Origin of the sequence: Solilutibacter tolerans (assembly GCF_900155935.1) — a bacterium.
Classification (GTDB): domain Bacteria; phylum Pseudomonadota; class Gammaproteobacteria; order Xanthomonadales; family Xanthomonadaceae; genus Solilutibacter; species Solilutibacter tolerans.
The window spans coordinates 388,801-413,676 of record NZ_FTLW01000004.1; the positions used below are offsets into that span (position 1 = coordinate 388,801).

Genomic DNA, 24,876 nt, shown 5'->3' on the forward strand with positions numbered 1-24,876 from the left:
TGACACAGGAAGGAGCCGACATGCGCCCCTTGGCCGAGCGCATGCGTCCACGCACCCTCGATGAGATGGTGGGGCAAAAGCGGCTACTGGGGCAGGGCAGTGCGCTGCGCCGGGCGATCGAAGGCGGGCATGTCCATTCGATGATCCTGTGGGGGCCACCCGGCTGCGGCAAGACGACGCTCGCCTTGCTGCTGGCGCAGTATGCCGAGGCCCAATTCATTGCGATCTCCGCGGTGATGTCGGGCCTGCCGGAAGTGCGCAAGGTGCTGGCCGAAGCCGACCAGCGCTTCCATGCCGGCATCCGCACCGTGCTGTTTGTCGATGAGGTGCATCGCTTCAACAAGGTGCAGCAGGATGCGTTCCTGCCGTTCATCGAACGCGGCAGTATCCTTTTCATCGGTGCCACGACCGAGAATCCATCGTTCGAACTCAATTCCGCTTTGCTGTCCCGTTGCCGCGTGCATGTGATGGAGGCGGTTTCGACCGATGACATCACCGCCGCATTGCAACGTGCTTTGGGCGATGAGCATCGTGGGCTCGGCGGGCGCAACATCGATATCGCCCCGGATGACCTGCGTGCGATCGCAACCGCGGCCGATGGTGATGTCAGGCGTGCGTTGACCTTGCTGGAAATCGCGGCGGAATTGGTGGGTGAAAATACCGATGCGGACGACAAGCCGCTGGGCCGCGACCTCATCGAACAAGTACTCGCCGATCGCACCCGCCGCTTCGACAAAGGCGGCGAGCAGTTCTACGACCAGATCAGCGCCCTGCATAAATCCGTTCGCAGCTCCAATCCGGATGCCGCCTTGTATTGGTTCGCGCGCATGATCGATGGGGGCTGCGATCCCATTTACCTCGCCCGACGCCTGACGCGCATGGCGGTGGAAGACATTGGCCTCGCGGACCCGCGCGCGCTATCCATGGCCACCGAAGCCTGGGACGCCTACGATCGATTGGGTTCGCCCGAAGGCGAACTCGCCTTGGCGCAAGTGGTGATCTATCTCGCCAGTACCGCCAAATCCAATGCGGCTTACATGGCCTGGAACAACGCGAAGGGCGACGTGCGCAAGTACGGCACGCAGGAAGTCCCCCTACATATCCGCAATGCCCCCACCAAGCTGATGAAGGAGCTCGGCTACGGCAATGACTACCAATACGACCACGATGCCGAAGGTGGCGTCGCGCTGGACCAGACCGGTTTTCCCGATGCCATGGGCGAGCGTGTCTATTACCAACCGGTGGCACGCGGGATGGAAATCAAGTTGAAGGACAAGCTCGACAAGCTGCGCGCCGCACGCGAGGCAGCACGCAAGGACGGCTGAGCCGCTAGACTGGCGCACATCACCGATACCCCTGCCTGCCTTGCATCCCCTCGATTATCTCGAAGCCGAAAGCCTGCACATCCTGCGCGAAGTCGCAGCGGAATCTCGTCGTCCCGTCTTGCTGTACTCGGTCGGCAAGGACAGCGCGGTGCTGCTGCATTTGTTGCAAAAGGCCTTTCATCCGGGCAAAGCACCGATCCCGTTGCTGCATGTCGATACCGGCTGGAAGTTTCGCGAGATGATCGAATTTCGTGACCGGCGCGCCGCAGAAACCGGCCTGGAACTGCGCGTGCACATGAACCCCGATGGCGTGGCCGCAGGCGTGGGCCCAATCAGCCACGGCGCTTCGGTGCATACCGAGATCATGAAGACCGATGCGCTCAAGCAAGCACTGGACCAATATCAAATCGATGCGGCCATAGGCGGCGCACGCCGCGACGAGGAAAAGTCCCGCGCCAAGGAGCGTGTTTTCAGCTTTCGCGACCAGAACCATCGCTGGGATCCGCGCCAGCAGCGTCCAGAGTTGTGGGCGCTCTACAACACGCGGGTGAACCCAGGCGAGTCGATGCGCGTGTTTCCCTTGTCGAACTGGACCGAGCTGGATGTATGGGAGTACATCCGCCGCGAAAATATCCCGGTGCCTTCCTTGTACTTCGCGAAGGAGCGTCCGGTCGTCGAGCGTAACGGCACCCTGATCGTGGTGGATGACGAGCGCCTGCCAATCAAGCCTGGCGAAGTGCCTCAGATGCGGAAAGTCCGCTTCCGCACGCTGGGCTGTTATCCACTCACCGGCGCGATCGAATCCGATGCAGACAGTCTCGACGCCATCATCGAAGAAATGGAGCACAGCACGCAGTCCGAACGGCAGGGCAGGCTGATCGACCAAGACCCGACCGCTTCGATGGAGCGCAAGAAGCGCGAGGGCTATTTCTGATGTCGGCCAAGATAGACACCACGCCCGACCTGCTGCGTTTCATTACCTGCGGCAGCGTTGACGATGGCAAGAGCACCTTGATCGGGCGGTTGCTGCGTGACAGTCGGCAACTGGCCGACGATCAGCTCACCACCCTTGCATCTGATAGTCGTCGTCTCGGCACGCAAGGCGATGACATCGATTATGCGCTCCTGGTCGACGGGCTGGATGCGGAGCGAGAGCAGGGCATCACCATCGATGTTGCCTACCGTCATTTCCGTACACCCAATCGACGCTTCATCGTTGCTGATTGTCCCGGCCATGTGCAGTACACCCGCAACATGGCGACCGGCGCTTCTACCGCGGACCTGGCCATCGTGCTGGTGGATGCACGCAAGGGCTTGCTGCCGCAGACACGCCGACACAGCTGGATCGTGCATCTTTTCGGCATCCGACAGGTCATCGTTGCCGTCAACAAGATGGACTTGGTTGATTACGACGAAACCATTTTTCGCACTATCGAGAACGAGTACCACGCACTGGCCGAGACACTGGGAATCCACTCGATCACCGCCATCCCCGTCTCGGCCTTGCGTGGCGACAACTTGATCGCGACATCGGCGCACACGCCGTGGTACACCGGCCCCAGTTTGCTGCAAGCACTTGAAGATGCAGCGCCGTCCAACCCATCGGCAAGCGGCGAGGGTTTTCATCTCCCGGTGCAATGGGTCAATCGGTCGAGCTCTGATTTCCGTGGATACGCCGGCACGCTTAGTGGCGGCATCGTCAACACGGGTGACGAGGTCGTCGTGCTGCCCAGCGGCAAGCGCACACGGCTGGCGCGTATCGTCACCGCCGATAGCGATTTGACCTCATCCGAAGCAGGGCAGGCCATCACCGTCACTCTGGAAGACGAGATCGATGTCGCACGTGGTGATGTGATCGCCAGCACCCGCAACCCACCAGAAGTGGCCGATCAATTCGCTGTGCATCTGTTGTGGATGAACGAGGCCCCCTTGCTGCCAGGCCGCAGTTACTGGCTCAAGATCGGTGCGCGTACCGTCGCGGCCAGTGTCACCGAAATCAAGCATCGCATCGATGTGGACACGCAAGCCGAACTTGCCGCCCGCGAAATCGGCCTTAACGAAGTCGCTGTCTGCAACCTATCCCTGGCCGAGGCCATTCCGTTCACGCCCTATGCGCAAGATCGCACACTCGGCGGCTTCATTTTGATCGATCGCCAAAGCAACGCAACCGTGGCTGCCGGCACGATTGATTTCGCGCTACGACGCGCAGCCAATATCCACTGGCAAGCGATCAGCATCGACCAGCACGTGCGCGCATCCAGCCTGGGGCAAGTGCCGCGATGCGTCTGGTTCACCGGCCTGTCCGGATCCGGCAAGTCCACCATCGCCAACCTGGTCGAAAAGAAGCTGCAAGCGCTGGGCAAGCACGCCTACATTCTTGATGGCGACAACGTCCGTCACGGACTCAATCGTGATCTGGGCTTCACCGACGCAGACCGGGTCGAGAATATTCGACGCGTGGCCGAGGTTGCCAAACTGATGACCGACGCGGGTTTGATTGTGCTGGTGAGCTTCATCTCGCCGTTCCGCGCGGAACGCAGGCTGGCACGAGCGCTCTTTGGCGAAGGCGAGTTCATCGAGGTATTCGTTGACACACCGTTGGAAGTCGCCGAATCGCGCGATTCCAAGGGCCTGTACGCCAAAGCCCGCGCCGGCCAGATTCCCAACTTCACCGGGATTGATTCGCCGTACGAAGCACCGGAGGCAGCCGAATTGAACCTGGATACGGTCAATCAGTCTGCGGAAAGCTTGGCAGAGCAGGTCGTAGGGAGACTCTAACCGGGCTCGGTAAAGCTGTGACTGCGCGATCACGGAACTTTTTCATGTGAATCAACGGTCTTAGGAAAACCAAACTTTTCGCGGTGACCAGTTTGATCTGTCACATCGTACCCAGTAAAGCTGTGACTTCCCCGGGAGGTCAGCGAAACTGTGACTTTCCCGACCAGCAGTATTTCGCCGCAGAACAGTCAAGAATCTGCTCATTCGACATTGGAGAAATGTCTTGAACGATGCGGAAATTGAGCGCTACGTCCCTTGGCCCTGGGCCTCCCGCTTCCAGCGGGTCAGCAGGTTGTCCCGGATACCCAACTCCCTGGCCACCTGGGCACAGCTGACACCGGGCTGGCTGGCCTGCTCAACCGCGCCACGCTTGAACTCCGCACTGAACTTCCTTCGCTTCGACATTAACACTCCTCATGGCCTCGACCGGCCTTCTCGTAAGTGTCCGTGAAAACGGGGGTGAACCCGAGTCCCCGAGGCCTTTCTGTATACAGAAGACGAGCTCCTTGCCAAGCTGCTTTTGAAGTGGAACACCCTGACTATCCGCCAGAAGAGAGACATCCTTAAGGGCATCGAGCAGGCTTCGGCTCGATCACGAAAAGCTCCGTCACGTTAACGCTCATGGCGTCAACTTGGGGTCGGCAGGGAATGCCGGCGCGCTCAAGTGCTGAGGAGGGGGCATGTGTCTTTTAGAAGCGCACTTCTGATGCGCCCAGACTTCGGTCGTTGAGTCACATGCCGACAGCAGGGTTGGCTTGACCAGACGATTAGGGGCCGTTATCGAGGGTAGGCGTAGGTCTTACGACTAGAACGTGCTGCAAGCCCCAAACAGACCCTTCTTACTTAGCCGCTTTGCGCAGGATCTGGCGCTAGGAACGGTGATGGGTACCGATAACCCTCAGTGCAGTTGCTTAACCTGCCAACCGCCCCGATCTCGCTGGAGCATGAGACTTGGTTAACAGTTGGTACACGTCATCGCCAAGAAAGTGAATTATCATCCAGCCCGTGTCAGCTCCCTCACTTCTACTGCGACTGCTCCTGATCGCCATGCTCGTGCTTAACGGCGCGTGGTCGGCGTTTGCGTCGGTCAGTATGAATCCGGTGATGGAAGAGCAGGCCAGCGAAGTGGCTGCCGCTGTGCAAGTCGACGAAGATTGCGTCGCCCATCACAGCGCTGAGCATCATTCCGATGCCATATCGATTGAAAAGGCTGGCACTGGGCACGGCGATCATGCCGGTCCCGACTGTTGCAAGTCGTCTGCGTGCCGGTGCGCCTGCGTGCACGCGTGCGCGAGCGCATTGCCTGCGCGCCTGCATGTTTCGGTGCAACTGGCCTTGGGCCTGGATGTCATGCCGCTGCCCTTAGGGCATCCGGCACCTGCCTTGCCTCATCTGATCCGACCACCGATCGGCTAAGCGTCCCTAGGCGCCGCAATGGCGCCGTTGGTGTGGTTTGCGTGTCTGATTGGGCCAGCCACCCGCTCTGTACCACCGCCTACCGGTGGCAACACGACGCTTGGAGCATTTTCATGTCGCATGATGATTCTCGTGGTCCACACGGTGGACCGCTGCTGCCTTCGCGGCGGCGATTTGTCCAGGGCTTGGCCTTGGGAGGCGCAGTCGCAGGACTAGGGTTCTGGCCCAAAGCCAGTTGGGCGCTCAAAGGCCCGGGACAAGCCAACGTACTGTCGGGCACCGAGTTCGACCTGACCATCGGCGAGACGCCGATGAACTTCACCGGCAAGACCCGCACCGCGATCACGGTCAACGGATCCGTTCCGGCGCCGTTGCTGCGCTGGCGGGAAGGCACCACGGTCAACCTGCGTGTCTCCAATGCATTGCCGGCCAACTCCCTCCATGGCACGGACACTTCCATCCATTGGCACGGCATCATTCTGCCGGCCAACATGGACGGCGTGCCGGGCCTGAGCTTTGACGGCATCGGACGTGGTGAGACCTACCACTATCGGTTCACCCTGCATCAGGGCGGTACCTACTGGTACCACAGCCACTCAGGTTTCCAGGAACAGGCCGGGCTTTATGGACCGATCGTGATCGATCCACTGGAACCAGAGCCTTTCAGCTTCGATCGCGACTACGTCGTGATGCTGAGCGATTGGACAGACCTGCACCCGACGGCCCTGTTCGATCGTTTGAAGAAGATGCCGGGCCATGACAACTACTACAAGCGCACGGTCGGCGATTTTGCGCGCGATGTGAAGCGCAACGGTCTGTCGGCCACGTTGGAAGATCGCAAGATGTGGGGCGTGATGCGAATGACGCCCACGGATCTGTCCGACGTCAACGCCAACACCTACACCTACCTGATGAACGGCACGACCTCACTGGGCAACTGGACGGGTTTGTTCCGCAGTGGCGAGAAGGTGCGCCTGCGTTTCATCAATGGCTCTGCCATGACGTACTTCGATGTGCGTATTCCGGGGCTAAAGATGACCGTGGTGGCAGCAGATGGCTTGTATGTCCATCCGGTTTCCGTCGACGAGTTCCGCATCGCGGTAGCAGAGACCTTCGATGTGATCGTGGAGCCCTCCGGGCAGGACGCATTCACCATCTTTGCCCAAGACTCCGGTCGCACTGGCTACGTCAGCGGCACGCTCGCCGTGCGCGAAGGATTACGCGCGCCCGTTCCGTCTGTGGATCCCCGGCCGCTGCTGACGATGGCAGACATGGGCATGGATCATGGATCGATGGATATGTCTGGCGGCAACAAGGGCATGGAAGGCGGCTGTGGTGCGGCCATGGGCATGCCTGGCGTGACCCCACCTGCCAGCGGGAACGCGACCTCGGCCCATGCAGGCCATGCGATGCCCGCCGCCGGCGATGGTGCCATGGCAGGCATGCAGCACGGGGGCATGCAATCACACCCTGCCAGCGAGACCAACAATCCCCTGTTGGACAACCAGGCCATGAGTGTGAGTTCGCGCTTGGATGATCCGGGCAATGGCCTGCGCGATAACGGCCGTCATGTACTGACGTATTCCATGCTCAAGAGCACCTTTGAAGACCCTGACGGACGCGACCCCGGTCGCGAGATCGAGCTGCATCTGACCGGACACATGGAGAAATTCTCCTGGGGCTTCAACGGTCAGAAGTTTTCCGATGTCGAGCCGCTGCGGCTGAACTACGGCGAGCGTATGCGCATCGTATTGGTTAACGACACGATGATGACCCATCCCATCCATTTGCACGGCATGTGGAGTGACGTGGAGGACGACAACGGCAACTTCATGGTGCGCAAGCACACGGTGGATATGCCGCCGGGTAGCCGACGCACGTATCGCGTGCGTGCCGATGCGTTGGGCAGCTGGGCGTTCCATTGCCACCTGCTTTATCACATGGAAGCCGGAATGATGCGCACGGTGAGGGTCGACGAATGAACATCAATAGACGCGATACCACCCTGACTGCGCTGACGCTGGCTATCTCGCTTGCCCTGGCCAATGCGGCCAGCGCCCAATCCATGCAGCACGGCTCCATGCCGATGGAGCAGGGCGCGCAGACCCCGACTCAGGATCACTCTGCGCATCAGGCGCCGACATCAAAACCTGCGCCGACCAAGAAGCCTACACCGGCCAAGACCAGCGAAGCGACCATCGATCATGCGTCGATGGGTCATGCCGCGCCGTCGGCTAAAGCAGCCGAGTCTGCCATGCAGGGCATGGACCACTCGCAGATGGGACACGGTTCGCCTGCGAGCACACCAGCAGCGCCCAAAGCGCAGACGCAGTCGATGCAGGGCATGGATCACAGTCAGATGGTACAGCCCGCTGCAGCCGACACCTCCGGTACGGCTACGCCTGCGATGCAGGGGATGGACCATTCCAAGATGGGGCACGGCTCGCCTCCAAGCACGCCTGCAGCGCCCAAAGCGCAGACACACTCGATGCAGGGCATGGATCACAGTCAGATGGCACAGCCTGCTGCAGCCGACACCTCCATGACCACGCCTGCGATGCAAGGGATGGACCATACGCAGATGGGGCATGGTTCGCCCGCACCCGCTACGCCAGAAGCGGGTATGCAATCAATGGAAGGCATGGACCACAGTCAGATGGGACACGGGTCTGCAGCGCCAACGCAGCCGCGCACCCCGATTCCCGTGGTGACCGAGGCTGATCGCAAGGCGGCCATCGCGCCCGCACACGCGCATCCGGTGCATGACAATTCGATCAAGAGCTATGTACTGCTCAATCGCCTGGAAGCCTGGGATGCCGATCCTGGCACCGGGCTGGGTTGGGAGGGTCAGGGCTGGATCGGTACGGACCTCAATCGCGTCTGGCTGCGCAGTGAAGGCGAGCGCACAGATGGTCAGACCGAGTCGGCTGATCTGGAAGTGCTCTACGGCCGCAGTATCTCCACGTGGTGGGATGTGGTGGCCGGTGTGCGCCATGACTTCAAGCCGGGGGCTTCGCAGAACTTCGCCGCTATTGGCGTACAGGGCTTGGCACCGATGAAGTTCGAAGTGTCCGCCACAGCCTATCTCGGCGAAGGGGGGCAGACTGCCGCCAATGTCGAGGCCGAGTACGAACTGTTGCTAACCAATCGGCTGATCCTGCAGCCGCTGGTAGAGGTCACAGCGCATGGCAAGAACGATCCACTGCGCGGGATAGGTTCGGGTCTGAGTACCGCTGAGGCAGGGCTACGACTTCGTTATGAGTTCACTCGAAAGTTCGCTCCCTACATCGGCGTGGTGTACGAGCGTGCGTTTGGCAATACGGCAGACATGCGACGCGAGCATGGCGAGTCTTTTGAAGACACGCGCTTGGTCATCGGCCTTCGTACCTGGTTTTAAGGGAACTGACAATGAAATCAAACAAAAAGATGTGGGTATGGCTCGGTGCCGGCGTGGGATTGGTTGCGGTAGCAGCAACTGCCACGGTCTCTCTGGGCGTGTACAACGTGGCCGCCGACGATCCGCATAGTCGCCCGGTGTATGCGCTACTTGAAACGGCGCGCGAGCGTTCCATTGAGGTGCGCGCCGCCAAGCTTCAGGTGCCCACGAACCTGGATGATCCTGAGCGTATCCGCCAGGGTGCGGGCAACTACAACGCCATGTGCGTGACCTGCCATCTTTCGCCAGAGGCGGCGGCCACCGAGATGAGCAAGGGCCTGTACCCCGCGCCACCGAACCTAAGCAAACAGCCGGTCGCTCCAGCTGAGGCGTTCTGGGTTATCAAGCACGGCATCAAGGCCAGCGGCATGCCCGCGTGGGGCGGCAGCATGGACGATGAGTTCATCTGGAACATGTCGGCCTTCCTGCAGAAGCTGCCCACGCTGGACAAGGCCGGCTACCAGGCGTTGGTGGCCAGCAGTGATGGTCATTCACACGGCGGTGGTGAGACCGGCGGGCACTCGCACGGCGAGGAAGCGGGTGCAGATCACCATGGCAGCGGTGATGGAGCAGAGATGGGTGACGGCCATGACCAGGGTCATCAAGCCGGTGGCATGGACATGGACATGAGCAAAGCTAAGGAAGGCACCACGCACGTGCATGCCGACGGCAAGACGCACGTGCATGCGGCCGAGCCAGCCAAGCAACCCGCGCAGGCCACATCCGAAGGTGAGCATGATCAGCACTCCTCCATGCCAGCCAAATCGGCCGAGCCAGCCCCCAAGGCCGATGACGGCCACGACCACCAGCATTGATCCCTTTATGGAGCTGCCCCGGCTCCACGCCCGAGCGCCTCGGCGCTCGGGCATCTCTTGAGGACGCATGATGAATATTTCTCGCAGCTGTCTCTTTCTGCTAACCACGGCCTTGTCGCTGACCGCATGCGCGCGCCCCGAATCGGCTGTCAGTACAGAGGCGGCATCGGACGCTCAATCTCCGACATCGGCGGCTGCGCAGCAGGTCGCTCAACCGCAGCGTCCGTTGCCGTTGGTCAAAGTACATAAGAGTGCGACCTGCGGTTGCTGCCAACTGTGGGTGGAGCATCTGGAGAAAGCAGGATTTACGGTTGAGGTGCACAACAGCGAAGACCTCAACCCGATCAAGGCGCGCTTGGGCGTTCCTTATGGACGCGGCTCGTGCCATACCGCCGAGATCGATGGCTACATCGTCGAAGGTCATGTGCCGGTGCAAGACATCCTGCGCCTGCTTCGTGAGCGCCCGGTAGGCCGTGGATTAGTGCTACCGGGGATGCCCGCCGGTTCTCCTGGTATGGAGATGCCCGACGGACGTGTTCAACCCTATACGGTGGAATTTGTATTGCCCGACGGCACAACGCAGCCTTACGTCCTGCACGGTCAACGTAGCTGACAGTTTGCTCGCGATCCCTTCTTCCAGTCCAGAGTGATCCATGTCCCCTCATTCCCACGATGAAGCCGGCAAGGCGATGCCGCAGGGTGCCAGCGATGGTCCAGACTCGGTGCGTGATCCGGTATGCGGTATGCAGGTCTCCGCGGCTAGAACGCCGTACCACGCCCTGCATGGCGGAACGAAGTATCACTTCTGCTCAGCCAAATGCCGAGAGCGGTTCATCACCAATCCCGTCCGCTATACGGACGATGCTCCCCAGCAAGTTGAAGTGACCGCCCCAGCAGCGGTGGCCCAACCCAGCGGTACCCACGCCACGGTCTACACCTGCCCGATGCATCCGCAGATTCGTCAGCCGGGTCCCGGCACCTGTCCGATCTGCGGCATGGCGCTGGAGCCGGAGATGCCCTCGCTGGAGGAGGACGAAAATCCAGAGCTACGCGATTTCACCCGAAGGTTCTGGTGGACATTGCCCTTGACCTTGATCGTCCTGGTCTTGGCCATGCTGGGACACCGTCTGCCCGGCTTGTCCACGCAGGCGCGCACCTGGATTGAGCTCGTGCTGAGCGCTCCAGTGGTGCTCTGGGCGGGGTGGCCATTCTTTGAACGCTGCCTGCAGTCCATCGGCAATCGCAGCCCCAACATGTGGACGCTGATCGGCATCGGCGTAGCCGCCGCGTTTGGCTACAGCGTGGTGGCCACCGTTGCACCGGGCCTGTTTCCGGACTCTTTCCGCGAGCATGGACGGGTAGGGGTCTACTTCGAGGCGGCAGCGGTCATCGTCTCGCTCACACTGCTCGGACAGCTGCTGGAACTGCGGGCGCGTTCCAAAACCTCGGCGGCCATCAAGTCCCTGCTGGGATTGGCGCCCAAGACGGCTCGCCGCGTCAAACCCGATGGGGGCGAAGAGGACGTTGCGCTGGATCACGTGCACGTGGGTGATCTGCTTCGCGTACGACCGGGCGAGAAGGTGCCGGTCGATGGGGAAGTCATCGAAGGCCGCACCAGTGTTGATGAGTCGATGCTGACCGGTGAACCCATTCCGGTGGAGAAGGCTGTCGGTGATCACGTTATAGGCGCCACGCTCAACGGGACCGGCGCCTTGGTCATCCGGGCGGACAAAGTCGGATCCGGGACGGTACTGGCGCAGATTGTGCAGTTGGTAGCCCAAGCCCAGCGCTCCCGCGCGCCGATGCAGCGTATGGCGGACAAGGTGGCGTACTGGTTTGTCCTGGCCGTGCTGGCCACGGCGGTGCTCACGTTCTTCGGATGGGGTCTGTTTGGACCCGAACCGTCCTGGACCTTTGCCGTCCTCAATGCGGTATCGGTTCTGATCATTGCGTGCCCGTGTGCCCTGGGTTTGGCTACCCCCATGTCGATCATGGTCGCCACGGGCCGCGCTGCACAGGTCGGGGTCCTCTTCCGCGATGCTCAGGCGATCGAACAGCTACGTCTGATCGACACGTTGATCGTGGACAAGACCGGTACGTTGACCGAGGGGCGTCCAGCCTTTCGCGACACGCTCTCCTACGCCGGTTTCGATGCCGATCAGATCCTCAGCTTGGCTGGCAGCTTGGAGCAGGGCAGTGAGCACCCCTTAGCCGAGGCCATCGTGGCGGAAGCCCAGCGACGTGGCTTGAACCTGATGGCCGCCCAAGATTTTGATTCGCTCACCGGCCAAGGCGTCCGCGGGCGCGTGTCCGATCAGGATGTCGTGCTCGGCAACCAAAGCCTGATGGCGTCGGTTGGCGCCGATGTAGCACCTTTGCAAAGCAGCGCCGAGCGTCTTCGTAAGGAAGGCGCTAGCGTGATGTTCCTGGCGGTCAATGGTCGGTTGGCCGGCGCCATTGCGGTGGCTGATCCCATCAAAGCCACAACCTTGCCTGCCTTGAACCTGCTACGTGCCGATGGCCTGCACGTGGTGATGGCCTCTGGTGACGCACAGGCGACGGCCGAGGCCGTGGGGCGCACGCTGGGCATCGAGGATGTGCGTGGCGGCGTCAAACCTCAGGACAAGGCCGAACTGGTCCAGCAACTCAAAGCCCAGGGTCGTCGTGTGGCCATGGCTGGCGACGGCATCAACGATGCGCCGGCCCTGGCGGCAGCCGATGTGGGCATCGCGATGGGGACGGGCACGGATGTGGCCATGTCCAGCGCCCAGCTCACCCTGGTCAAGGGTGATCTGAGGCGCATCGTGCAAGCCCGTGCCATCTCGTCTTCGACGGTGGCCAACATGAAGCAGAACCTGGGCTTCGCCTTCGTCTACAACGCCATCGGCGTGCCTATCGCCGCCGGCCTGCTGTATCCCAGCTTCGGCCTTTTGCTCAGTCCGATGATGGCGGCCCTGGCCATGAGCCTGAGCTCGGTTTCGGTGGTCACCAATGCCTTGCGTTTGTCCGGCTCCACCGTTGTTTCCACCCCCCACCCTGAACGCGCCGATGAGCCTGCGCGCGGCCATTCCTGTCACTGATGGCTCATATCCCACAAGGAGTACTGCAATGAAGCGTTATGCCTCCCTCTCGATGATGGCCCTGTTTCTGATGGCGGGCGCGGCCTTCGCCGGCGGCCAGACCACCACGCCCACCACCGACCACGGTCAGCACAAGCCGATGGACCACAAGAAGCAGGAGCATGGTCAGCACAAGCCGGCCGCGGCCGATACCGATTTCACCAAGCTCGATACCAACAAGGATGGCACGCTGTCCAAGGAAGAATTGGCCAAGCACAAGCTCGCGCCGCACTTCGGCATGCTTGATGGCAACAAGGACGGCAAGCTGAGCCCGCAGGAATTCGCTGCCGGCAAGGGTATGTAACTGCTATCTCCCCGGGGGCTGGTTCCTTGGCCCCCGGGATTCGGCGATGTTCTGCCATTCCCACGGAGATCGACATGTCTTCTTCGCACGATAAGCACGAAAGCACGCACACGCAGCATTCAGAGCAACACGCCTCGCACGGAAGTTCCGGTCAGACGCATAAGGGCCACTACGGTCGCCTGCTTCTGATGATGGCCTTGTCGTTTCTGGCCATGTACGCCCTGATGTATGCCATGGTCGATCAGTTGGCCAACGTCTATCACAACGTCAACCAGTTCTACATGGCAGGGCTGATGGCCGCGCCGATGCTGTTGATCGAGCTTTGGCTCATGTCCAGCATGTACCCCGATCGTCGTCGTAATCTGATCCTGGCCAGCGTGACCGTGGTGTTCATGCTGTTCTGCTGGTGGGGAATTCGCACGCAGGCCGCGGTGACAGATCGGCAGTTCATCCGCTCCATGATTCCACATCATGCCGGCGCCATTCTGATGTGCGAGGAAAACCGCCTGAAGGATCCCGAGCTGGTCAAGCTCTGCCAGGAGATCATCACCTCGCAGAAGCAGGAGATCGCCCAGATGAAACAACTTCTGGCTGAGCGCTCTCGCTAGCTCACTGCCTTTTGCCAACCGGTATCACCCCACTGAGCCTGCGCGCTGACCATGCGGTGGATCAAGCGCGCAGCCACACGTGCGGTGGCCTGATCCGGATCCAGGGGCGGACACAGTTCCGCCACGTCGACCACACGTACCTTGCCCGAGGCCATGACCAGATCCAGCAGGGCTTCCAGGACCTCCAAATGTTGGCGCGCCAACACGTTGGACACTGATGACACTTGAGCGGGCGCGTTGGATCGTGGAGAACATTGCCTGCGTCGTTTGGGGATGGTGATCGTGGCTGCAGGCCATGGTCAACCGTGTCCAACATCGCGTCACGTTGAAAGCGCGCCCTAGACTTAGGCCATCGGGCAAGCCGACTATTGCACACGCGGATCGCGGGTGAATAGCCCCGCTTAATCCACAAGGGCACGCAACGACTTCAACCGGGACAAAGCGGGGGCTGACATGGAAGTGGAAGAGCGGGGCACGCGCTTTGGCGCCGCGCACGTATTGGCCTGGTCGACCGTGCTCCTGGGGTTCGGATTGATCCAGGGCACGCTGTACCTGAAAGGCTATTGGGGCGCGTTCGGGCTGGATCCGTTCCAATTCGGGAATGCGAGCGATCTGGCCTTGATTGGCCTCACTGGGATCGGCGTCACTGTCGCCTTCATGCTGGTTGCCGCGGTCGCCGGCGGTTATGTGGCGCAGAAGATCCTCCAGTTTGAACAGACCTACCGCTATGGCGGTTGGATCGTATTGCTCGTTGCGATTGCCCTGAGCGGTGTGCTGCTCTTCGTCGTTTCGTTCGGCTGGTTGCTCTGTATTGGCGTGCTGCTGACCTGGGCATTGATCTGGTTAGTGAAAAAGGCCCCTGACATCCCCAGCGCGATCCGAGATTGGAAGCTTCTGCCGTACGCCGCGCTGGCGCTCGCGTATATCCCGATGGGGGCGTATTTCTTGGGGCAGCGCAACGCGGCGCAGATCAAGATCCGGCATAGTGGCGTCGTCGTGACCTCCACTGATGCCCTTCAGTGCCACGCAAACGGCTGGAAGTTCGCCGGGCGGCTCAATGACGTATACGTCATCTATTGCCGCGTCCCGGAGGCGGTCACCGTCATCCCGGCAAATTCGGACTCCGTCATCCGACTGCAGGCGGCGCGTGCCGCACGCTGAAGGCGGCGGTCGGAGATTGCGTGGCGCTCGCCAGTTCCAGATCGCCAGATTTGAAATCTGAGTCAGATCACGGCCCTATGTGCGGCAGATTTCGCGCAGCGGGCGTGCCTAGGAGTGCTTGCTCAGTGGAGTCGTGACAATCCCGAGTGCGCAGTGGAGCTGTGACAAAACCGAGAGGGGCTGGAATTGTCACAGCTTTACCGAGCCCGGTTGTTCTTGAGGGCTACAAGGCCTTCTTTACGCAACACCCTTAGATGTACCAGAAGTTCGCATAATGTTTATTATGTAATAAGTAAGCAGACTTGACCCTTGACCTAACTCTAGAGTCGATAATGCTTTTGAACCCAAGCTGGCAATGCTCATGAAGATCGGCCAACTATCCCGGGCCACCGGGCTACCCATCGACACGATCCGATACTACGAGAACCAAGGCGTGCTGCCGCGCGCCGAACGCCAGGCGTCGTCCGGCTATCGGTTGTATGACGATGCCGATGTCGAACGTCTGCAATTCATCCGCCGTGCTAAGGCGCTGGGTTTCACGTTGGTCGAGATCCGCGAGCTGATGGCGATGACCCAAGGCGACGATGTCGCCGCGATTCGCTCAGCTGCCGTCGCCAAGCTGGATGATGTCGAACAGCGCCTGCAGGATTTGGCTCGCGTCCGCACCGCGCTGAAGTCCCTGGTCGACGCTTGTCCCGGGCGCGGCCAGATGGATGCTTGTCCCATCCTTCATGCACTCACCGATTCGCCACAGGCCGGACGGAAACATGACTAAAGCCTTCAATTCGCAGCGACGCCAGTTTGTCACCGGCGCACTGGCCCTGGGCACTGCAGCCACGTTGCCCGCCCATGGCTGGGGCCGTGCGCGACGTGACACCCATGCACACACGCAACCACTCAGCGAGCTTCGCGGGGATCATTTCAATCTCAGTATTGGCGAAATCCCGGTCAACCTGACCGGCAGACCGGCACGTGCGAAAGTCGTCAACGGCACCCTGCCAGCGCCGACTTTGTATTGGCGCGAAGGCGACACGGTCGAATTGCGCGTCAGCAATGCCTTGCACGAGGACACGTCGATCCACTGGCACGGCATCATCTTGCCCGCGAACATGGATGGCGTGCCTGGCTTCAGCTTCCACGGCATCGCGCCGGGCGAGTCGTACCTGTATCGCTTCAAATTGAATCAATCGGGCACTTACTGGTACCACGCACATTCTTCGATGCAGGAAGCGGTCGGCGTATATGGCGCGATTGTCATAGAACCGCGCAACGGCGAGCGCCATCACGCCGATCGTGATCACGTCATCCTGTTGTCCGACTGGAGTGACGATGATCCACATGCCATCCAGCGCAAGCTCAAGATCATGGGGCATTACTACAATCGCAACATGCGCACCGTCGGCGATTTTCTGCGCGATGCTCGGCGTGACGGCACCCAGGCAGCGCTGAAGGACCGCGGCGAATGGGGGCGCATGCGCATGAGTCCGACGGATTTGGCCGATGTCACCGCCCTGACCTACACGTACCTCGCCAATGGCAGCACGCCTGCCGGCAACTGGACGGCGCTGTTCAAACGCGGTGAAAAAGTGCGCCTGCGCTTCATCAATGGCTCGGCGATGACATTTTTCGACGTGCGCATCCCGGGCCTCAAGATGACTGTGGTCGCCGCCGATGGTCAGGATGTCGAACCGGTCAGCGTCGATGAATTCCGCATCGGCGTGGCCGAAACGTATGACATCATCGTTGAACCCAGCGAGCAGCCCTACACCATCTTCGCGCAGTCGATGGATCGCGGCGGCTATGCCCGCGCCACCCTCTCCCCTGCCCCGGGTCTTGAAGCCGCTATCCCCGCGATGGACCCTCGCGCGTTGCTGACCATGGCCGACATGGGCCACGACCACGGCGCGATGAGCAGCGGTGAAATGAGCTGCGGCGCATCGATGAAACCCACCAACAAAGCCGATGCTGAAATGAAATGCGGCGCGGGCATGTGCGGTGCATCCATGCAAGCACCGAAGCAAGACACACATGCCAACCATGCGGGCATGGCAGACAACATGACGATGATCTCGCATCCGGCAAGTGAAACCGACAACCCGGATGTCGATATGCAAACGATGATGCCTTCGCGCTCCATCAGCGATCCCGGCATCGGCCTGCGCAACAACGGCCGCAGAGTATTGACCTATGGCGATCTCACATCCGTCTTCGCGCAGCCCGATCCACGCACGCCCACACGCGACATCGAATTGCACCTGACCGGCAATATGGAGCGCTATACCTGGGGCTTCGATGGTGTGCCGTTCTCGAAGGCGAAACCCATTCGTCTCAACTATGGCGAACGTGTGCGCATCGTGCTGGTCAATGACACCATGATGGAGCATCCCATCCATTTACATGGCATGTGGAGCGACCTAGAAAATGCTGAGGGCGAATTCCAAGTGCGCAAGCATACGGTCAGCGTGCCGCCCGGCCACATCCGCAGCTATCGGGTGACAGCAGACGCGCTCGGTCGTTGGGCGTTTCACTGCCACATGCTGATGCATATGGAGATGGGCATGTTCCGCGAAGTGCGGGTGGAACCATGAGGATGTCGCATCCCTATGCCTTCGCACTGCTCGCGCTCATTGCCCTGCCCGCACACGCGCAGCATGCAGGCCACGAACACAGCCAGCAGCCGACACAGACGACCGAAGCGGACGAACACGCCGATCACGCATCGCACATGCCGAAAGAAGCCCTGCCATTGCCGGACTTCATCCGCTCCCCGACACCACAGGACATGGCGGCTGCCTTCCCTGACCTGCACGGCATGGACATGTCCGACCACATGGTCGAAGACCCGTGGATCACTACACTTACGGTGGACCGGCTGGAGCGCGATCTAGGCGATGACCCGGCGACCGGCTGGGCCGTGCAGGCGTGGTCCGGCAAGAGTCACAACCGCCTCTGGCTGGAAAGCGAAGGCGAGCGTGATGCGCACGGAAGCCATGGGCATATCCGTGCATCGTGGGGACATGCCACCGGACCGTGGTGGAACCGGATGGTTGGTTGGCGGCGTGATTTTGGCGGCGGTGTACAACGCGATTGGGTCGGCGTCGGCGTACACGGCCATGCGCCTTATAAATTCGATGTCGAAGCGACTGCGTTCGTGGGCGCATCGGGTCGCGCGCTGCTGGAAGGTAAGGCGAGCTACGACGTGCTGCTGACCAATCGCCTGATACTGCAACCCGAAGCCGGCATCGCGATCCACGCCAAGGACGATGCCAAGATGGGCGTCGGTCAAGGTGTTTCAGAGCTGCATGGCGGCCTTCGCCTTCGTTACGAGTTCCGCCGAGAGTTCGCCCCCTACATCGGTTGGCGGTATGCGCGCAGCTTCGGCAACACGGCGGATATGCGTGAAACAGAGGGCGAAGCCGTATCTGAGCACCAATGGGTCGCCGGCATTCGCTTCTGGTTTTAGCGTCTAAGCAAGATAGCGCCTGAACCAAGCGATGGTGCGCTCCCAGGCGAGATTCGCCGCAGCCTCGTCATAGCGCGGCGTTGAATCGTTGTGGAAGCCGTGGTTGGTGCCCGGATAAAAGTGCGCCTCGTAGGTCTTGCCAGCGGCTTTCAGCGCCTTCTCGTAGTCCGGCCATGTCGAGTTGACACCCGGGTCGGTTTCGGCGAAGTGGATGAGCAACGGCGCCTTGATCTTGGCGACATCTTCCGGCTTCGCTTGGCGCCCGTAGAACGGCACCGCCGCGGCCAACTCCGGATAGGCCACTGCCGCGACATGTGACACGCCACCGCCATAGCAAAACCCGGTGATGCCGACCTTGTCGCTGACAAAGTCACTGGCCATCAGGTGATCGATGGCGGCAAAGAAATCATTCATCAATTTCTCGGGATCAACCTGCTTCTGCAGCTCGCGGCCCTTTTCGTCGTTGCCCGGATAACCGCCGACAGAGGTCAGACCATCGGGCGCCAGCGCAACAAAACCGGCCTTCGCCACGCGACGGGCAACATCCTCGATATACGGATTGAGACCCCGGTTCTCGTGCACGACGACCACCCCCGGCACCGGGCCTTCGGCCTTGGCCGGACGCACCAGATAACCCCGTACTTCCCCATGCCCCTTGGGCGAGGGGTAACGGACGTACTCGGGTTTGATGTCAGGGTCGGTGAATTCAATCTGCTGAGCCAGTGCGTAGTTGGGACTGAGCAACGAGAGCGCTGTCGCCGCCGTCATCCCGCCGATCGCGCATTTGCCTGCGCTGGCCAGGAACTCGCGCCGGGTGATGCGCCCATGGACGTAGAAGTCGTAGAGCTCCAGTAACTTCGGGGAAAAATCCTTCGCGGTCAGACGCGTCATCGACATCACCCATGTTCACCAATCGAATACACAGACTGCGCTGGCCGGCGATAACGATGGGTGAAAGCGGTTTGTGTCCGACAAATGCAAACGCCAGAAACACGCAAGGCCCCGTTTCCGGAGCCTTGGTGCTTGAACAAGTGGCGTCCCCACGGGGATTCGAACCCCGGTCGCATCCGTGAAAGGGATGTGTCCTAGGCCTCTAGACGATGGGGACGTCGATTTGAAACTCATGAATCCGGAGAGGCATCCGTCATCACTTGAATATTGGTGGAGCCAAGCGGGATCGAACCGCTGACCTCCTGCATGCCATGCAGGCGCTCTCCCAGCTGAGCTATGGCCCCACGTCGTGGAGCGCGAAATTCTAGAGAGCTAGACGGCCAACGTCAACACTTGTTGACGACATTCAGGCAACTGCCTGACTTTGCACCCGCTCCAACGTGGCCACGCCATGTCCCTGCCCTGCCAAATGGTCCAGCCATTTGCCCAGAAACGTGTTCATTTGGAGGCGGTGGCCCACCAGCTCCGCTGGTGGCGGATACATCCCGATCACGTCCTGCCAGCGGCGGCCGACATAACAATGCGTGGCTTCTGCCTGGCGCGCATCGCGATACAGGCGCAAATGCGCGGAAGGATCTGGTTCACCCGTGACCGGGTCACGCACGTCGTACGTCAGACGCAACTCGGTGGTGAACTTGTGCTGTTCGATGATCTCTAGCCGTAGCGGCAAACCAGAGGACCCACGCGACACGTAATGGCCCGTCGCCAAGACCGCAGGTGTAAACAGGCGGTCCAGCTTGCGATGATTCTCTGCGTACAAGCCCATCAACCAGGCGAAGCGGCTCAGCTTCGGCAGGCGGGTGACCGGGGCAAGGACGGTGCTCATGCCATCCGATCCTACAGGCAGCCGGAACTCCGTCAATACATCTCGCGGTTGATGCCCAGCGTTTCCAGCACGCGGCTCGAAATCTCCTCGATCGAGGCGTGCGTGGTGGAGAGCACGGGGATGTTCTCGGTCCGGAAGATCACGTCCGCGGCGGCGACTTCGCTCTTGCAGGTCGATAACTCCGCATAGCGCGAGTTGGGACGACGCTCTTGGCGGATCTGGTGTAGGCGATCCGGGTCGATGGTCAGCCCGAAGATCTTGTGCTTGTGCGGCCGCAGCTTGGCTGGCAGGCGGTCGGTTTCCAGATCTTCCTCCGTCAACGGGTAGTTGGCCGCGCGTACGCCGTGGTGGAGCGCCAGATACACGCAAGTGGGTGTCTTGCCCGCGCGCGAGACACCCACGAGGATCAGGTCGGCATCGCTGTAATCCACCCGCATGCCGTCGTCGTGGGTCAACGCGTAATTCATCGCATTGATGCGCTGGTGATAGGTGTCGAAATCAACGATGCCGTGTGCCTGCCCGACCCGTGGCTGGCGCTGGCTGCCCAACTCCTCTTCCAAGGGGGCGATGAAGGGCGCGAACACGTCCATCATCAAAGCGCCGCTCTCCGCCAAGATTCGGCTGAGCTCCTCATCCACGCAGGTATTGACCACGATGGCCCGAAGTCCCGTGCGCTGGCTTGATTCGCGGATGATGGCGGCCGCCTCGCGGGCGCGATCCGGTGTGTCCACGAACGGGATGCGGTCGGTCTCGAACCGCTGCTGGGTGAATTGGGTCAACAGGCTGTGGCCGATGGTTTCGGCAGTGATGCCAGTGCCATCGGAGACGTAAAAGACCGGGCGAGCGTCGGACATGGGCGTCGGAATGAAAACGTATGCGTAGGGATTGCTAAAATAGCCTGCTGACGGCCTGCCGTCCCCCCATCCCCAACCCGGAGCCTGCCTTGAGCGCCAACATTTTGTGGCTGAAAGACCTACGCCTGACCGATCTCGCCCAGGTGGGCGGCAAGAATTCCTCGCTTGGCGAGATGATCGGCCAGCTGTACGAACTGGGCGTCTCGGTGCCAGGCGGCTTCGCGACCACCGCAGATGCCTTCAAGGCCTTCATCGCCCATAACAATCTGCACGCGCGCATCTACGACAAGCTGGCAACGGTCGATGTGGAGGATGTCGCCGCGCTGACCAAGGCTGGCGCCGAGATCCGTGGTTGGGTAATGGATGCACCGCTGCAACCCGACTTGGATGCCGACATCCGCACCGCCTACAAGCAGATGTGCGATGACAACGGTGTGCCGGACATGGCCGTGGCCGTGCGTTCCTCGGCGACGGCCGAGGACTTGCCCGATGCCTCTTTCGCCGGCCAGCAGGAAACCTTCCTCAACGTCACCGGCGCGGACGATGTGGTGCGCAAGGTGAAGGAAGTCTTCGCCTCGCTCTACAACGACCGCGCCATCGCCTATCGCGTGCATCACGGCTTCGCGCATGAAGACGTGTTCCTGTCCGCCGGCGTGCAGCAGATGGTGCGTTCGGATGTCGGCGCCTCGGGCGTGCTGTTCACGCTCGATACCGAATCCGGTTTCCGCGATGTCGTGTTCGTCACGTCCAGCCTGGGCCTTGGCGAGATGGTCGTGCAGGGCGCGGTCAATCCTGACGAGTTCTACGTCTACAAGCCCACGCTGAAGGCGGGCAAGCCGGCGATCCTGCGCCGCGCGCTCGGCAGCAAGCAGTTGCGCATGGTGTATTCGGATGTGCCGGGCGAGCGCGTGCGCACCGAAGACACGCCGGCCGAGCTGCGCAACACGTTCTCGATTTCCGATGCCGACGTGCAGGAGCTGTCCAAGCAGGCGCTGGTCATCGAACAACACTACGGCCGTCCGATGGACATCGAGTGGGCGAAGGACGGCATCAGCGGCAAGCTGTTCATCGTGCAGGCGCGCCCGGAAACCGTGAAATCGCGCGCCAAGGCGACGCAGATCGAACGCTATGCCCTGCAGCAACGCGGCGAAGTCATCAGCGAAGGCCGCGCCATCGGCCAGAAGATCGGCGCAGGCGTCGCCCGCGTGGTGCGTTCGCTCGACGACATGGCCCGCGTGCAGCCGGGCGACGTGCTGGTGGCCGACATGACCGATCCCGACTGGGAGCCGGTGATGAAGCGCGCCGCCGCCATCGTCACCAACCGCGGCGGCCGCACCTGCCACGCGGCGATCATCGCGCGCGAGCTGGGCGTGCCGGCGGTCGTCGGTACCGGCAATGCACTGGACACCATCCAGGACGGGCAGGAAGTGACCGTCAGCTGCGCCGAAGGTGACACCGGTTTCATCTACAAGGGTGCCCTGCCCTTCGAGCGCACCACGACCGACCTCGGCAACATGCCGCCGGCACCGCTCAAGATCATGATGAACGTGGCCAATCCTGAGCGTGCCTTCGACTTCGGCCAGCTGCCGAACGCAGGCATCGGTTTGGCGCGCCTGGAGATGATCATCGCCAGCCACATCGGCGTGCATCCGAAGGCACTGCTGGAATACGACAAGCAGGATGCCGCGACCAAGGCCAAGATCGACGCGAAGATCGCCGGCTACAAATCGCCGGTGGATTTCTACGTGGATCGCCTTGCCGAAGGCATCGCGACCATCACGGCTTCGGTGGCGCCGAATCCGGTCATCGTGCGCCTGTCCGACTTCAAGTCGAACGAATACGCCAACCTCATTGGTGGCTCGCGTTACGAGCCGCACGAAGAGAACCCGATGATCGGCTTCCGTGGTGCCAGCCGCTACATCGACCCCTCCTTCAGCGAGCCCTTTGCGCTGGAATGTCGCGCGGTCAAGCGCGTGCGCGAGGAGATGGGCCTGGACAACCTGTGGGTGATGATCCCGTTCGTGCGCACGCTGGACGAAGGCCGCAAGGTCATCGACGTGCTGGCGAAGAACGGCCTGAAGCAAGGCGAGAATGGCCTGAAGGTCATCATGATGTGCGAAGTACCGTCGAATGCCCTGTTGGCCGACGACTTCCTCGACATCTTCGACGGCTTCTCGATCGGCTCCAATGACATGACCCAGCTCACCTTGGGCCTGGATCGCGATTCATCGATCGTCGCCAACCTGTTCGACGAGCGCGACCCGGCGGTCAAGAAGATGCTGTCGATGGCGATCTCCGCCGCCAAGCGCAAGCAGAAGTATGTCGGCATCTGCGGCCAGGGCCCGAGCGACCACCCGGACCTTGCCCAGTGGTTGATGGACGAAGGCATCGAGTCGGTATCGCTCAATCCCGATACCGTGGTCGATACCTGGCTGAAGCTGGCGAAATCCAAGGCTGGCTAAGCACGCCCCGCATGGCGGCGCTTGCGCCGCCGCGCAGCTCCGGTAGGCTCGACATCGTGCCGAACCGGAGCCTGCCATGGCCTATTACCTGAGCTTGCTGCACACGCCACTGGGTGTGTTGCTGTTCATCGTGCATCTGGCGGTGCTCGCCCGTGCGATCACCCGGCCTAACCGCGTGCCTGCGTCACGCGTGGCCTGGGTCGCGATCATCACATTCCTGCCATTGCTTGGCGTCATCAGCTATCTCCTACTGGGTGAAACCAGCATCGGTAGGCAGCGCATCAAACGGCTGCGCGATGTCGAGACACGTATGCCCTTGCCTGCCAGCGCTGGCGTGGAGCCCGGCAAAATCACGGCGCAAATCAAGCCATTGTTTGACCTTGCGCATTCAATCAACGGGTTCAAACCCGTCGCGGGCAATCGCATCGTGTTGTTAAGCGATCCATCCGCACCACCCACCGAGCCGAAAGCCAATTCGAATGCCAGCATCGATGTCCTCATTGGCGACATCGAACAAGCACAAGACACCGTACACATCGGCTTCTACATCTGGCTGGACGACCACAACGGCGGTCGCGTCACCGATGCCGTATGTGCCGCAGCACAACGCGGTGTGAAATGCCGCGTGATGGTCGATGCACTCGGTTCACGCGCGTTCGTGCACGGTCCGCGTTGGCGACAAATGCAACAAGCGGGTGTCCATGTCCACGCTATGCTCGATGATGTGCCGCGGCTAGGACATTTGGCCGTGGGCCGCGTGGACCTGCGCAATCATCGAAAAGTCGCAGTCATAGACAACCGTATCGCGTATTGCGGCAGCCAGAACTGCGCAGATCCCGAGTTTCGCGTGAAACCAAAGTTCACACCGTGGATTGATCTATTGATGCGCTGCGAAGGCCCTGTTGTCAGGCAAGCGTAGTATCTTTTCCTCACCGCCTGGATCAGCGAAGTCGGCGAGGCGTTGGAGGCGATGGTGGATGCCGCGCCAGAGCCGCAGGTCTTCGACGATGGCGTGGTCGCGCAGATGTTCGGCACTGGTCCCACCACACCCCACAACGCGATGTCGGACATGTTCGTTGCCGCGATGTACGCCGCCCACGAAGAACTGCTGATCACCACGCCCTATTTCGTGCCCGATGAGGCCTTGCTGCGTGCATTGTGCGCGGCGCCGCGGCGGGGCGTGAAGACGACGATCATCTTTCCGGCACGCAATGACTCGATGCTGGTGGGCAACAGTTGCCGGAGCACCTGGCCGGATCTTTTGGGTATCCGGATTTTAGTGTGGGACGACAGCTAAAGCACTTGCTTGTCTGACTGTTCTTGCTTGTAGGTTTCTAGTTTCGCAGGCTCGTCCGTTT

The 24,876-nt window shown here is 61.1% G+C and carries 22 protein-coding genes, 2 tRNA genes and 1 pseudogene; 18 read left to right on the top strand and 7 right to left on the bottom strand.

Features of this window, described 5'->3' with window-relative positions:
* Window positions 1-20: 20 nt before the first annotated feature.
* Genes BW989_RS10145 through cysN form a run of 3 tightly spaced genes read left to right on the top strand, consistent with a single transcriptional unit; the run spans window position 21 to window position 4,103 of the window.
* The gene (locus tag BW989_RS10145; RefSeq protein ID WP_425476658.1) at window positions 21-1,325 is read left to right on the top strand and encodes a replication-associated recombination protein A; all 1,305 of its coding nucleotides are present in this window, start codon (window positions 21-23) and stop codon (window positions 1,323-1,325) included.
* A 25-nt stretch (window positions 1,326-1,350) separates the two neighbouring features.
* Window positions 1,351-2,259, top strand: a complete 909-nt coding sequence (gene cysD, locus BW989_RS10150) for a sulfate adenylyltransferase subunit CysD (RefSeq protein ID WP_076587883.1) — start codon at window positions 1,351-1,353, stop codon at window positions 2,257-2,259.
* A complete protein-coding gene (gene cysN / locus BW989_RS10155; RefSeq protein ID WP_076587885.1) occupies window positions 2,259-4,103 on the top strand; it encodes a sulfate adenylyltransferase subunit CysN in 1,845 nt (614 codons plus the stop codon). The genes cysD and cysN overlap by 1 nt, the downstream gene beginning before the upstream one ends.
* A gap of 249 nt (window positions 4,104-4,352) precedes the next feature.
* Here the strand turns inward: cysN and BW989_RS10160 are convergent.
* Window positions 4,353-4,508: pseudogene (locus BW989_RS10160) on the bottom strand (transposase); the annotation flags it as partial.
* Window positions 4,509-5,099: 591 nt separating this feature from the next.
* On the opposite strand from BW989_RS10160, the gene copL reads away from it, so the two are divergent.
* The 8 genes from copL (at window position 5,100) to BW989_RS10200 (ending at window position 13,801) form a co-directional block, all read left to right on the top strand.
* Window positions 5,100-5,519: a transcriptional regulator CopL gene (gene copL, locus BW989_RS10165; RefSeq protein WP_076587888.1), complete on the top strand. Its 420-nt coding sequence runs from the start codon at window positions 5,100-5,102 to the stop codon at window positions 5,517-5,519.
* A gap of 113 nt (window positions 5,520-5,632) precedes the next feature.
* Window positions 5,633-7,501 carry a copper resistance system multicopper oxidase gene (locus BW989_RS10170; protein ID WP_076587890.1) on the top strand — a complete coding sequence of 623 codons (1,869 nt, stop codon included), beginning with the start codon at window positions 5,633-5,635 and terminating at the stop codon, window positions 7,499-7,501.
* A complete protein-coding gene (locus BW989_RS10175; RefSeq protein WP_242651417.1) occupies window positions 7,498-8,916 on the top strand; it encodes a copper resistance protein B in 1,419 nt (472 codons plus the stop codon). Before BW989_RS10170 ends, BW989_RS10175 begins: the two co-directional genes overlap by 4 nt.
* 11 nt (window positions 8,917-8,927) lie before the next feature.
* Window positions 8,928-9,770 carry a c-type cytochrome gene (locus tag BW989_RS12845; RefSeq protein ID WP_242651418.1) on the top strand — a complete coding sequence of 281 codons (843 nt, stop codon included), beginning with the start codon at window positions 8,928-8,930 and terminating at the stop codon, window positions 9,768-9,770.
* A 70-nt stretch (window positions 9,771-9,840) separates the two neighbouring features.
* The gene (locus BW989_RS10185) at window positions 9,841-10,383 is read left to right on the top strand and encodes a DUF411 domain-containing protein (RefSeq protein WP_083688493.1); all 543 of its coding nucleotides are present in this window, start codon (window positions 9,841-9,843) and stop codon (window positions 10,381-10,383) included.
* A gap of 40 nt (window positions 10,384-10,423) precedes the next feature.
* Window positions 10,424-12,850, top strand: coding sequence for a heavy metal translocating P-type ATPase (locus BW989_RS10190; protein WP_425476659.1), 2,427 nt, complete (start codon window positions 10,424-10,426; stop codon window positions 12,848-12,850).
* A 28-nt stretch (window positions 12,851-12,878) separates the two neighbouring features.
* A complete protein-coding gene (locus BW989_RS10195) occupies window positions 12,879-13,193 on the top strand; it encodes a hypothetical protein (RefSeq protein ID WP_074053006.1) in 315 nt (104 codons plus the stop codon).
* A 74-nt stretch (window positions 13,194-13,267) separates the two neighbouring features.
* Entirely contained in the window at window positions 13,268-13,801 is a 534-nt protein-coding gene (locus BW989_RS10200) for a DUF305 domain-containing protein (RefSeq protein WP_076587893.1), read from the top strand.
* Here the strand turns inward: BW989_RS10200 and BW989_RS10205 are convergent.
* Window positions 13,798-14,016, bottom strand: coding sequence for an arginase family protein (locus tag BW989_RS10205; RefSeq protein WP_242651419.1), 219 nt, complete (start codon window positions 14,014-14,016; stop codon window positions 13,798-13,800). The genes BW989_RS10200 and BW989_RS10205 overlap by 4 nt on opposite strands.
* Window positions 14,017-14,254: 238 nt before the next feature.
* Between BW989_RS10205 and BW989_RS10210 the strand changes: the two genes are divergently transcribed.
* From BW989_RS10210 to BW989_RS10225, 4 genes are all read left to right on the top strand, one after another.
* Window positions 14,255-14,962, top strand: coding sequence for a hypothetical protein (locus BW989_RS10210; protein ID WP_076587897.1), 708 nt, complete (start codon window positions 14,255-14,257; stop codon window positions 14,960-14,962).
* Window positions 14,963-15,323: 361 nt separating this feature from the next.
* Window positions 15,324-15,737, top strand: a complete 414-nt coding sequence (locus BW989_RS10215) for a heavy metal-responsive transcriptional regulator (protein WP_076587899.1) — start codon at window positions 15,324-15,326, stop codon at window positions 15,735-15,737.
* Window positions 15,730-17,550 (top strand): copper resistance system multicopper oxidase, encoded by a 1,821-nt coding sequence (locus BW989_RS10220; RefSeq protein ID WP_076587901.1) that lies wholly within the window; start codon window positions 15,730-15,732, stop codon window positions 17,548-17,550. Before BW989_RS10215 ends, BW989_RS10220 begins: the two co-directional genes overlap by 8 nt.
* 2 nt (window positions 17,551-17,552) lie before the next feature.
* Complete coding sequence (locus BW989_RS10225) at window positions 17,553-18,425, top strand: copper resistance protein B (RefSeq protein ID WP_076587903.1); 873 nt, start codon at window positions 17,553-17,555, stop codon at window positions 18,423-18,425.
* A 3-nt stretch (window positions 18,426-18,428) separates the two neighbouring features.
* On the opposite strand, the gene yghX is transcribed toward BW989_RS10225, so the two are convergent.
* The 5 genes from yghX to ppsR all read right to left on the bottom strand — a co-directional run bounded on the left by yghX (window position 18,429) and on the right by ppsR (window position 21,056).
* Window positions 18,429-19,316, bottom strand: coding sequence for a YghX family hydrolase (gene yghX, locus BW989_RS10230; RefSeq protein WP_076587997.1), 888 nt, complete (start codon window positions 19,314-19,316; stop codon window positions 18,429-18,431).
* A 141-nt stretch (window positions 19,317-19,457) separates the two neighbouring features.
* A tRNA-Glu gene (locus BW989_RS10235) sits at window positions 19,458-19,533 on the bottom strand.
* Window positions 19,534-19,584: 51 nt separating this feature from the next.
* A tRNA-Ala gene (locus BW989_RS10240) sits at window positions 19,585-19,660 on the bottom strand.
* A gap of 62 nt (window positions 19,661-19,722) precedes the next feature.
* A complete protein-coding gene (locus BW989_RS10245) occupies window positions 19,723-20,202 on the bottom strand; it encodes a DUF1249 domain-containing protein (protein WP_076587904.1) in 480 nt (159 codons plus the stop codon).
* Window positions 20,203-20,234: 32 nt separating this feature from the next.
* A complete protein-coding gene (gene ppsR / locus BW989_RS10250; protein ID WP_076587906.1) occupies window positions 20,235-21,056 on the bottom strand; it encodes a posphoenolpyruvate synthetase regulatory kinase/phosphorylase PpsR in 822 nt (273 codons plus the stop codon).
* Window positions 21,057-21,145: 89 nt separating this feature from the next.
* On the opposite strand from ppsR, the gene ppsA reads away from it, so the two are divergent.
* The 3 genes from ppsA to BW989_RS12705 all read left to right on the top strand — a co-directional run bounded on the left by ppsA (window position 21,146) and on the right by BW989_RS12705 (window position 24,815).
* Window positions 21,146-23,518, top strand: coding sequence for a phosphoenolpyruvate synthase (gene ppsA, locus BW989_RS10255; RefSeq protein ID WP_076587908.1), 2,373 nt, complete (start codon window positions 21,146-21,148; stop codon window positions 23,516-23,518).
* Window positions 23,519-23,594: 76 nt separating this feature from the next.
* Window positions 23,595-24,437: a phospholipase D-like domain-containing protein gene (locus BW989_RS10260; protein WP_076587910.1), complete on the top strand. Its 843-nt coding sequence runs from the start codon at window positions 23,595-23,597 to the stop codon at window positions 24,435-24,437.
* A gap of 51 nt (window positions 24,438-24,488) precedes the next feature.
* Window positions 24,489-24,815: a phospholipase D-like domain-containing protein gene (locus tag BW989_RS12705; protein ID WP_076587912.1), complete on the top strand. Its 327-nt coding sequence runs from the start codon at window positions 24,489-24,491 to the stop codon at window positions 24,813-24,815.
* Window positions 24,816-24,876 lie beyond the last annotated feature (61 nt).